The organism is Streptomyces sp. NPDC014995, assembly GCF_043080745.1.
GTDB lineage: Bacteria > Actinomycetota > Actinomycetes > Streptomycetales > Streptomycetaceae > Streptomyces.
Genome location: NZ_JBIBVX010000017.1, coordinates 202,841 through 213,165 on the forward strand (window position 1 = coordinate 202,841; position 10,325 = coordinate 213,165).

Here is a 10,325-nt window from a genome sequence, read left to right on the forward strand (position 1 = left end):
GGCGGGTGCTGGGCTGTGTTGGAGGAGGTTGTCGAGGAGTTGCATGTAGCGGCTGTAGCGTCCTGGTGTGCGGGTGAGGGTGAGGCCCAGGGTGTCCAGGGCGTGTTGGACACGGCGGTCGTAGACGGCCATCCGTGTGGGTGCCGCTGCTGTCAGGGCGGCTGAGGCGAGGGCGTCGCCGGTACGGAAGCCCGGTAGTTCCCACATGATGCTGCGTCCTGTGCGGGCAGCCTCACTGCGCGGTACTGCGGTGTCGCGGACTGCGGTGACGGCCCGCTTGGTGACCTCGCGTACGTGTGCGTCGGGCAGGGACATGAGCGCCGATACCCACGGGGTCTGTGCGGAAAGCCGTTTCCAGACGACCAGGGCTGCGATGTCCGTCTTCCCGAGACTGCCGGCGTACTCAGTTCGTTGCACGACCTTGTGGAACAACTCGTCGTAGTGCGGTGAGACTCCTGCCAGGTAGTCGGCACGGGCGGGGGTCAGGACGTCTCACGCCTGGCCGCAGACGGCAGCGGATTCCTCGTCAGTGGGCGTTTCCCTGGTCTTCTTCACGTCCGCATCATGCCGGTGTGGACGGTCGGCGGGTGCGGGGGCGCTTGTGTTGTTCGGCGAGGTGGTCGAGCTGGATGGCTTCCAGTGTTTTCTTGGTGATGCGTTCGGTGCCGTCGCAGATGGCGGTGATGGCGGCTTGGCGGATGAGGCGGGTGAGGCTGCCGATGCGGCCGGCGGTGCGCTGGTGGAGGTAGGCGTGGTGGCGGGGGAGGGTGCCTGGGCGGTGGTGTTGGAGGTCGAGGGCGTTTTCGAGGTCGGTGATGACGTCGGTGAAGGGGTGCTGGTTGCCGTGGCGGGCGGGGAGGGGGCCGCAGGTGATGAGGGTGGCGCGGCCGGCGAGTTGGGCGCCGCGCACGCCGCTGAACAGGGGTGTGGCGGTGACGTCGATGCCAGCGTAGACGAAGGTGGCACCGATGCGTTCGGTGAGGTCTTTGAGGAGGTCGGCGGCTTGGGCGCCGGTGGTGGTGCGGGGGTTGAGGCGGTGGATCTCGTCGATGAGGATGAGTTGGACGCCGGCGGTGTTGTAGGTGTGGCAGACGGCTTCGGTGATCTGGGCCTGGGTCATGCGGGTGGTGGTGGGGATGCCGAGGTAGCGGGCGAATTCGGCGGTGAGGGTCTTCGCGGTGGCGCCGGGTGGGACGAGGACGTAGGCGACCGGCACCTGAGGGTGGTGGCCGGGCGGGGTGGGGGTGCGGTGGGTGTGGGCGAGGTGGCAGGCGCGTCCGACGTGGAGCAGTGCGGTGGTTTTGCCTGCGGCTGCGGGGCCGGTGACGATCAGTGAGGGCCGTGCGGTGGTGGTCTGGTGGCGGCCGAGGATCATCACGGTGCGCACGTGGCGGGCGAGGGTGTCGATGGCGGGGGTGCGGACGGTGACGAACGCGGAGTGGTAGGCGAGGCGTTCCTCCGCGCTGCGGGGCTCTTGGCCGGGCTGGGGCGGTGTGGGTGGCGTCGTGGTGGCGAAGTGGTGCCAGCCCTGCCAGGTGGTCACGGGCCATGACGCGGTCATCGTGTCCGCTGTGGACTGCCCCGCTCGTCCGGCGTCGGGTGTGGTGGTGCTGCCGGGATCGCCGGCTGTAGCGGGCGGGCGGGTGTTCACCATTTCAGGGCCTCTGCGCGCGCGTCGTAGAGCCCGAGTCCGGTGTAGGGGACGGCGGGCGAGCCGTCGTCGGCGTCGTCTTCTTCCGCGTCCAGGTCCAGGTCCTGTTCCTCGTCGAGGTCGTCGAGGCTGTCGGTGTCCGTCGCGGGCCCGGTCGGGACGGCACCGGCCTCTGTTTCGCCCGGGTGGTCGGGTGCGGAGCGCGGTGGGGGCAGGGGTTTTCGGGCGGGCTGGGTGCGGGCCAGGAGGCGTTGTTCGCCTGCGGTGGCATGGCCGGTGCGGGTGCGGCGCATGAGCTGGTCGAGGGCGTCGGCGAGGTCGGCCTCAAGGCTGTCGGGGTCGGTGTGGCGGGTGACGGTGGTGCGGATGTGCTGCCAGGTCTGTTCGTTGAACGGGCGGTGGACGTGGGCGCGGTGGATCCAGGGGATCTCGGCGAACGTGCCGCCGGGCAGGCGCAGCCAGATCTGGCGGGCGTCGTGGGGGTTGGTGTGGATTTCCCATTTCCCGCCGCGGGCGGTGATGGGGGAGGGCTGCCCGCGGTAGGGGGCCAGGAGGTCGCAGTCGTAGGTGCGGTGGTGCAGGCGGATCCCGCGTTCGGTGATGGCCTGCCAGCGCACCGGCAGCAGTTCGAGGTAGTCGTCCCTGGTGAGGGGGACGGGGACGTACCCGGCGACCGAGATGAGGGCGGCCCACATCTGGTTCGGTGTCAGTGGGGCCTTGGGCAGCACGGGATGACGCAGCCCTTGGTGCGGGCGGTGGTGGTAGTGCACGAGCCATTCGTCGAGGAGGTCCTGCAACTGCGCGACGGTGAAACACGCCTCGCGTTCGGCGTCGCGCCCGCGGCGGGTGACGTCGGATCCGGTGTAGCCGGGCAGGTGCTGGCAGAACAGGGTGTTGATCGAGCCGAAAGTCCGCTCGACGATGCCCTTGGCGGTGGGCGCGAAGGGCGGGGCGGGCTGCACGCTGACGCCGAGGGTCTCACAGGCGGCGGTGAACGCCCTGGAAAGGAATACTTTGCCCCGGTCTACGACGATCGTCTCGGGGATCACGACCGGGCGGGCGGCCGCGCCCTGAAGTCGCTCGTCCAGCGTCAGCAAACGGGCCCGGGGGAGCAGTTGGCTGTGGGTGAAGCGCAGGGCGTCGGGCCAGGTGGGCTTTGACGGGTGGGGGACGGCCATCTCCGCCAGCAGCAGGGCCGCGTCCACGGCCTGGGTCCCGCCCGGACAGAGCACGGCCGCCAGGATCGCTCGCGTCGCAACGTCTACCGCGATCGTCATCTCAGGCCGGCCCAGGGTGCCGTCGTCGAACAGGGCCAGGACATCGAGCCGGGTGGTGTCGATCTGCACCTGCTCTCCGGGCCGCAGGGCGACGGTGGGCGTGTGCCCCCGTCCGTCCTCGGTGATGGGCGGGGTGCGTACCGGGCGTGCGGGATGGTCGGCGGGGCCGGCGAGCTGATGGACGAGCCGGTAGAAGGTGGCCTGCGCCGGCATCGCCACCGCGCCGCCGTGCCGGTCCTTAAGGATGTGCGCGACCAGCGGCATCAGCCCTTTGATGGTGCCTTTGGAGCGGCCGCGCTGGCGGCGCAGCGCCTCCTTGACCGCGGCGACGACCCGCTCGTCGGCTCGTCCTGTGGGGCTGGGGCCGCGGGTGGTGCGGTGGTCGATGAGCCCCCACAGGCCCTGTTTGCGGTAGGCCAGGCGCATGCGCTGCACCGTCGTACGGGACACCCGGCCGAAGCCGAGCGCTGTCAGCTCTGCTGCTTTGGCCTCTTCCCGTTCGGCCAGCGTGTGCTGCTCGGGGTCGTACTGCTCCCGCACCGGCCCGCCGCTGCCCAGCCCGCCGGGCAACCCGCACTCGACTTCCCGGATGTGGCACTGCCAGGCCAGCGCCTTCTCCCGCGCCGCGGTGGGGGCCGTCTCGAACAGCCCCCACCGCGGCACCGCCTGAGGCTGCTGCGCCTCTGCCCCCAGGAGGGCGAAGCCTGGATCGGCGAAGAGGTGCCCGGCGAGCACCGCTTCATCACTGCCGTCCTCGCCGGCCAGGTGGACGCACTGCCCGGCCAGGGCAACGACCTGCCACCGCGATCCGCGGAAGCGGACATGAGACCCGACCGCCACCACCGGCCCACCGCTCCGTCGGCCGCTGCTCACACCGCCTCCCCGCACCCGGCGCAAGCCCCGCCGCGCCCCTCGCCTGACGTCGGGCACTGGGCCGCAGGGACGCAGCCCTGGCTCTCCTCGCCACGCCCGGCGCCAGAGTCATCGTGCAGGCTTTCGGCCGGCGCTGCGCCACAGGCCTCGCGGAGGGAACCGGGACTGACGATGACCCGTTCGTGCAGCGGCGCCTCGAGTGCTGTCGTGAGCGTGTGGTGCCACAGGGCGTGGAAGACGGCCGGGAGGACCTCGATCGGGTCGCCGGCCGCTTCGGCGCCCTCGATCAGCGGCCGCGGCCGCGAGAAGGCCTCGAGGACTGCGGGCATCAGGCCGGGCCTGCCCTGGTTGCGGGGGTGGCGGTAGCCGGCCAGCCATTTCAGGTTCGCCGCCAGCACCTCGTCCAGCGGCGCCAGGCGCCGGTAGCTCCAGCCGATGTCCCCGCACGCCGCAGCCACCGCATGCGCGGCCTTCAGGGCGCGTTCGCCGCCGCTATCGGGCTGGCCGGGGCAGTCGGCCAGCAGAGCGGTGCCGTCGGCGTAGCGGGCGAACAACTGCGGCACCCAGGAACGCACCTGGCCCCGACGGTCGCGCCACAGCAGCCGTACCGGCCGCCCGGCCATGCCGGTGACCTGCGGGTCACGGTCCAGGGCCATCAGCTGCGTACGCATGGCGTTCGATCCGGCAGCCACGTGCCGCCCGGTGGTGGCCGACCACCACAGACCCGGCCCCCACCGCCGTCCCGGCACCACCGGGAACGCCGACACCGGATCGAGGTCTTCGAACGCGACCGCGAGGGCGGCGTCCGCCCACCGCTGCTGCACCGCCCGCCCGACGGGGTCGAGGAAGACCGCCTCGAACCCGGCCCCGATGTTCACGTCCACCTGTCCCGGCCTGCTACCAGACCCAGCCGCCGCACCCTTGCCGCTCACCTGGCCCAGCCAAACCGGCCCGGCTGCCGGCCGGAGCTGTTTCCGCATTTCGATCACGTGGAGCCGCGTGATGCGGTAACACCGGGCCACCACGCCAGCGCCCCAAAAAGACCTGTCCCGGGCCGCCCAATTCCCGGCGAGCCGGCGCCTACCCGTACGCCTCCTGGTAGGCCTTGAGCGCGTCCGCCAACGCGCCGGGGGGCAGCTTCGCCCACTGGGCCACATCCCGCGGCGGCACCCCGGCGTTCACGGCCGCCACGACAGTGTGCTGCAGGGCCTTCTCGAGCAGTGCGGCACTGTAGCTGAGGATGCGCAGCAGATGCTGGGCCACGTCCGCACTCGAACCGGTCTGCGCCCCGCGCAGCTGGATGAGCTGCTCCTGAGCGCCGTCGACGAGGCTGGTGATCTGGGCGCGCTGCTCGGCGGGCACAGTCGAGCGCCACATCGTCCCCGAGCCCGGCGCTTTCTTCTCCTTGCCCAGCACGCGCAGCTGTCCGGCCATGGTGGAGGGCTGGTTTTCCTGGCGCAGCCACCAGGGGTCGTTGTCGTATCCGGGTGGTCCGCCGGCGCCGCGGCGGATGCGGATGATGCTGCCCATCCAGGAGGTCAGCGGGCCGCCGTAGTCGGTCGCGGCCAGCGGCCCCAGCCACGGGCGGTCCACCCGCTCGCCGAGCAGGCGGCAGAACATCCCGTCGGCGGGCAGCGCCCGCGGCTGTCCGGCGCCGCTGTCGGCCCACGCCAGCTGGGCCATGGCCGGGTCCAGCAGCGCGTCGGCGACGGCCACCACCTCGGGGAAGACGACCGCGTCCCGGCCCACGATCCGCCACCGCTCCAGATCACCTCCGGCGTTGCCGCCCGCGACCTGATGCAGACGCCGCGGCCAGATCGTCTCCCGCTCCCAGTGGAAGGCATGCTCCCACCACCGGGCCACCACCGCATGCGCCAGGGCGAACACCCTTGCTGGCTCGGCCCCGGCCCGTACCGCCCGCCGCGCCACACCGGCCCACCGCCGCTGCGCCGCGACCACCTCCGGCACACCTCGCACGTCCAGATACTCAAGAGGCTGGTCGGCGTCCGCGTCCAGGAGCCACCGCCCGTGCCGGACACACACCCGCTCCCATCGCGGCGCGTACCGCACCATCCGCACGGCCGTCCCCGTGCGCCGGGCCGTGCACAGGCGGCAGCCGAATGCCACCGGCCCGGCGACCGCGCCGCCGGTCCGCCACGCCGCCGCCGGCACTTGGTCTTCTCCGGCGGGCAGCTTGGCGTCCTCCTGTCCCCAGGACGGTAACGCCCGCGCCAGCACGCCTTCGGTGACGCCGCACAGGCCCGCCAGGAGATGCCGTCCGGCTGAGTTCAGCAGCACTTCGGCGTCGGCTCGTGCGCCCCCGTCGTCGTGCCCGGGCTGGTAGTTGCGCCAGTGCCAGCAGGACCGCAGCACCTTCGCTTCCAGCCCGTAGCGGCTTGCGATGCGGCAGATCAGCGACGAGGTCGTCTCCCCCTGCAGGGGAGCTGTGCGCAGGAGGCCGGGGTGATGGGTCACTCCACCACGGTCTCGTGTCCGCCGGTCCCGGGTGGGGAGGTTTCGCGGATCAAGCAGACCGGGGCTCCGGGAACGGCTGTAGTTGCTGCCGCGGCTCCTTCGCCAAGCCGGGGCCAGCGCCGCGGGGTGGCGCAACCGGGCGGTGTCTCGGGGTGACGGCGATGATGCGGATTTCCCTCGCGCGCCATGTCCGCTGCCACCATGCGTAAATACGTCATCTGTGCGCAATTAGTACGCGAAATGTACGCTTCACGATACGGTTCGCGGTGGGCGCCCTGCAGGTGCGGCGACGGCCAGCGGCTGGGACCGAGGAAGTCGACCCATGACAGGGTGACGGCGGCTGTCGTGATCTGGCGGTCACGTCCATGGTCATGTCCAGCGCATGCCGATGGCGGAGAGCTGTTCCACGCGCTCGGGGGTAAGTGTCGCGGCTCTGGACCGCTGGTTGCTCACCCATGCCCCTAGCCGAAGCTCCCGCACCTCCTGGGCTGCTCCGCTCTCGCCGTCGCGGCCGTCGTCTCCGCTGGCGACGGCGATGGTCTCGATGTGCTTCCTCGGTACGCGCAGATGTCCTTCGCGCTGGTAGTACTGCGTGGCGGCGGCGAGGTTGATGGCCCACTTGTCCGCCTGCGAACGCCGCGGCTTCGGTTTCTCGTCCTCGGCCGCGGGCTGGATGCCGAGGATGTGTTCGCACATCCACTGCTGCACGCTGGTGAGCTTGTCCCACCCGAGGCGCTGTGCCCTCACCCACCGGCCGAGGTCCTCGCCCTGGTGGACGACGTCGCCTGGCGAGGTGGGCAGCGTGCCGCCGGCTTCGAGGTGCTGGCGGGTGAGGTGGAAGCAGCGTTGCCACTCCACCGGCCAGGCCGGACACCACGACGGGTCGATCTCTTCCAGCTGTTCGCGCCGTTCCTCCGACAGGGCGCCGGCCGACGACCCCACGGGCAGTCCTTCGGCACGTCGCTGCTCGTTCTCCTGCGCCCTTCGGGCGGCGGCCCGCTGGTTCTTCAGAAAGATCCCCACCCGGTAACCCTGGAACGTGGCATCCAGCGGCGCCAGGAGGTGACCCGCTTCGGTGGCCCATCCGCGGGCGGCGGCCAGACCTTCCTCCCAGGCGACGTCGTAGTGCGACCAGATCATGCCGAGCTTCTCGAGCTGCCGGGCGCGGCTTTCGTCCATGTCCCCGCGGGCGTGAAACCTTCGAGCGTCGGCGGTCCATTGCCCAAGCGGGAACCCAGCCAGCGACCCTGGCCACCCCTCACCCTCCGCGTCCTGATCGTCGCGGCCGGGGACGCGGTAGGTGAACGGCACGCGCAGGTCGCCGTGGAGCCGCTGGTAGATGACGGCGGCCTCGATACCGCGCCGCCAGTGAGTGCGTTCAGGGTTGAGGACCCGCAGGTCGATGAAGGTGGCCAGTGCGGCGGGATCACGCGGCGTGGAGAACTTCAGCAGCGCCCGAGCCGGCAGGGACAGACCTCGGTCGCTTCGGTCGCTGCCGGCGGTTTCGTCTTCCTGGCTGCCGCTGCGGCTCTGTACGCCCCGTGACCGGCTTCGTGCCTGGGGTTCGGCGAGCTGCTCGACGACGCGGGCATCGTGCGCCCTGAGCGCCTCCAGCAGCTTCGCGAGCCCGCCGTACGCCCGGGAGGTGAGCATGTTGTCCGCCGTCTCCCCGGGCCCCAGCAGCACCGGCACCACGAGGGAGGCCGTCTTGCCCTCGCCCGGCTGCATGCGCAGCGCCCGGCCGACGGCCTGGACCAGGTCCGGCATCGAGCCGCGCACGTCCGCGAAGTACACAGAGTCACACTCGCGGGTGTCGACGCCCTCGCCCAGGACCCTCACCGACCCCAGGAAGCTCTTCTCCACTACCGTGCCGTCGGCCGCGATCCCGTCGGCGAACTCCCCGAGAACCCGCCGCCGATGGTTGGGCTTGTGCTCCCCGCACAGCCAGTCGGCCCAGACCGTCTTCGGATACAGCTCGGGGTCGGCGGCGTGCAGCCGCTCGGCGACGCCCAGAAGGCCGGCCGCGAAGGCCTCGGCCTCCTTCACCACATGGTGGAAGCTGAGCGTGCGCCGGAAGCCTTCCTCCGCCGACGCCTTCACCAGCGCGGTCTGCAGCGCCGCGAGCCGCGCCCCGCGCACCTGCTCCGACCGAGCTTCGGCGCCCAGGAGCTGGGCGGCCTGGAGCTGGGTGTCGGTGATGTCCAGGCACACCACCTGATAGGGGGCGCAGATGCCCCTGTCGATGGCCTCCGACAGCGTCAGCGTGTAGCAGCGAGCCCCGAACGGCCCGTCCGCATCGTCCTCCATCGACGCCACCAGTTCACCCGGCGCGCCCTGCTCGGAGTCCTCATCGAACTGCCACAAGCGCGGGGTGGCGGTCATGTACAGCCGCCGCAGGGCAGGGATGCGGGCATTGTCGTGCACCACCGCCCACGGCTTCCCGATCCGCCCCGACGTCCGGTGCGCCTCGTCCACGACGATCAGGTCCCAGCCGGGCAGGCCAGCGGCGTGCGCGCGCTCCAGCGTGCCAAGCCCCAGCGAGGCGTACGTGGCGAACACCGTCACCTTGTCGAATGGCCGTACCCAGGCGACCAGCTCGTCCACGTCCGTGGTGTTCGGGAAGGACGCGTCCTCACCCCGCAGGGACGAGACCCCGATCATCGGGCCGGTACGGCCGCCCTCACGCCACGCGGCCTGGGTCTGGGCGAGCAGGTCCAGCGAGGGTACGAGCACCAGCACACGGCCCGTACGCAGTTCTTCCGCGCTGCGTACGGCGACGAGGGTCTTGCCGGTGCCGGTCGCCATGATCACCTGAGTGCGGAGTCCCCGTTCGGGCACCGTTGATCTTGCCGGGATTTCCAGAGAGCGGAGTACCGTGTCTACGGCTTCACGCTGGTGGGGACGGAGATGTTTCACTGCCATGCCGGTCAGCCTTCTGCTGTCTGTTGAGCGCGGTGTCACGAGGACGAAGTGCCTCAAGCTGCCTCAAGCTGCCGCTAGTTGACGATACGTCGGCTACGAACGAGCTGCGGTTCATCATGTGGGTCGGATTGGGTTGAATGATGGCGATGGGCTGTAGACAGCCTCAACGGTGGTCTCCCTAAATTCCAGATTGTATCGCAGCTTCAAAATGAAGCACCCCGGAAAGAGAGCTGGAGCGGATGATAGTTTTCAGCCGCGGGGCCCGGTTCTGCTGCCCGCGCACTCATCAGGAAGAGGGCCGCGTGAGGCCACTAGGGGAGAGGCGCAGGCATGACCGCCGAGTGGTACGTCCTCATCGAAGAGGACACCCGAGAGACCAGGAATGCTGACGGCGTGGAACTGAGACTGCACCGCTGGATGCTGGTGGCCACCCACCACATCGAAGGCGGTGAAGCCCAGGCCGCGGCAGTGGCTGAGGACGCGGCTCTGCATTACGTGCCGGGGGTTCTGGCTCGGCATGCCCGCCCGGGAGACCAGCCGGCTCGGCGTGCCTTCCTCACCAAGGACGGTGCGTGGGTGGTGCAGCTCAGGCAGCGGCATCGCGAGTGCCACATACGGGTGACCACGGCCCGGCTCATGCACTCACAGGAGGAGAAGGAAGCCCCACCCAAAAGCTTGAGGGAAATGCTTCGCAGCGCCCTGGAGGCACCGCAGCCCCCTGAGAAGCCATGGACACCAGCCGGAAGAGCCTGAGGCGCGCTTGCCAGCTGCCCGCCGACTGCTGACAGCCAGTCACCCTGACCGTCCGACCCTGGTCCTCCTAGCCAGCCTGGCCCGCGATAGCGGGCCTGAAGGGACTGGAGGCGAAGCCGGAAGTCCCGTTGACGGGGGAGCGCAGCGGACCCGTCCTGTCAGGCTGGAGCGAAGCGGAAGCCTGACGGCGGGACGGATGTCCCGCCAGCTCCGGGAGCGCAGCGAACGGAGCGTCAATCCGACTGCGCAGCAGTCGGATTGAGCGGGCCGCGCAGCGGCCCGCTTGCGCGCCCGCGGAGCGGGAGCGCAACACCCGCGCGCAGCGCGGGTGTTCGCTTGCTCCGGGCGCAGCCCGGAGAGACCCGCTCCGCGGG

The 10,325-nt window shown here is 70.8% G+C and carries 6 protein-coding genes; 1 reads left to right on the forward strand and 5 read right to left on the reverse strand.

What is annotated here, in order from left to right:
- Positions 1-562: 562 nt before the first annotated feature.
- From ACF1A1_RS31100 to ACF1A1_RS31120, 5 genes are all read right to left on the reverse strand, one after another.
- Positions 563-1,543, reverse strand: a complete 981-nt coding sequence (locus ACF1A1_RS31100) for a TniB family NTP-binding protein (RefSeq protein ID WP_392004336.1) — start codon at positions 1,541-1,543, stop codon at positions 563-565.
- A 104-nt stretch (positions 1,544-1,647) separates the two neighbouring features.
- Positions 1,648-3,801, reverse strand: coding sequence for a transposase (locus ACF1A1_RS31105; protein ID WP_392004326.1), 2,154 nt, complete (start codon positions 3,799-3,801; stop codon positions 1,648-1,650).
- A complete protein-coding gene (locus ACF1A1_RS31110; protein ID WP_392004327.1) occupies positions 3,798-4,685 on the reverse strand; it encodes a TnsA-like heteromeric transposase endonuclease subunit in 888 nt (295 codons plus the stop codon). The genes ACF1A1_RS31105 and ACF1A1_RS31110 overlap by 4 nt, the downstream gene beginning before the upstream one ends.
- Positions 4,686-4,881: 196 nt before the next feature.
- A complete protein-coding gene (locus ACF1A1_RS31115) occupies positions 4,882-6,276 on the reverse strand; it encodes a DNA-binding protein (RefSeq protein WP_392004328.1) in 1,395 nt (464 codons plus the stop codon).
- Between the two features lie 369 nt (positions 6,277-6,645).
- Positions 6,646-9,198: a Helicase associated domain protein gene (locus tag ACF1A1_RS31120; protein ID WP_392004329.1), complete on the reverse strand. Its 2,553-nt coding sequence runs from the start codon at positions 9,196-9,198 to the stop codon at positions 6,646-6,648.
- A gap of 330 nt (positions 9,199-9,528) precedes the next feature.
- Between ACF1A1_RS31120 and ACF1A1_RS31125 the strand changes: the two genes are divergently transcribed.
- Entirely contained in the window at positions 9,529-9,951 is a 423-nt protein-coding gene (locus tag ACF1A1_RS31125; RefSeq protein WP_392004330.1) for a hypothetical protein, read from the forward strand.
- The last annotated feature ends 374 nt before the right edge of the window (positions 9,952-10,325 follow it).

Bases quoted from the DNA above. Each gene is read 5' to 3' on its own strand.
- ACF1A1_RS31125 (WP_392004330.1), top strand. From the start codon at position 9,529: ATGACCGCCGAGTGGTACGTCCTCATCGAAGAGGACACCCGAGAGACC.
- ACF1A1_RS31120 (WP_392004329.1), bottom strand. From the start codon at position 9,198: ATGGCAGTGAAACATCTCCGTCCCCACCAGCGTGAAGCCGTAGACACG.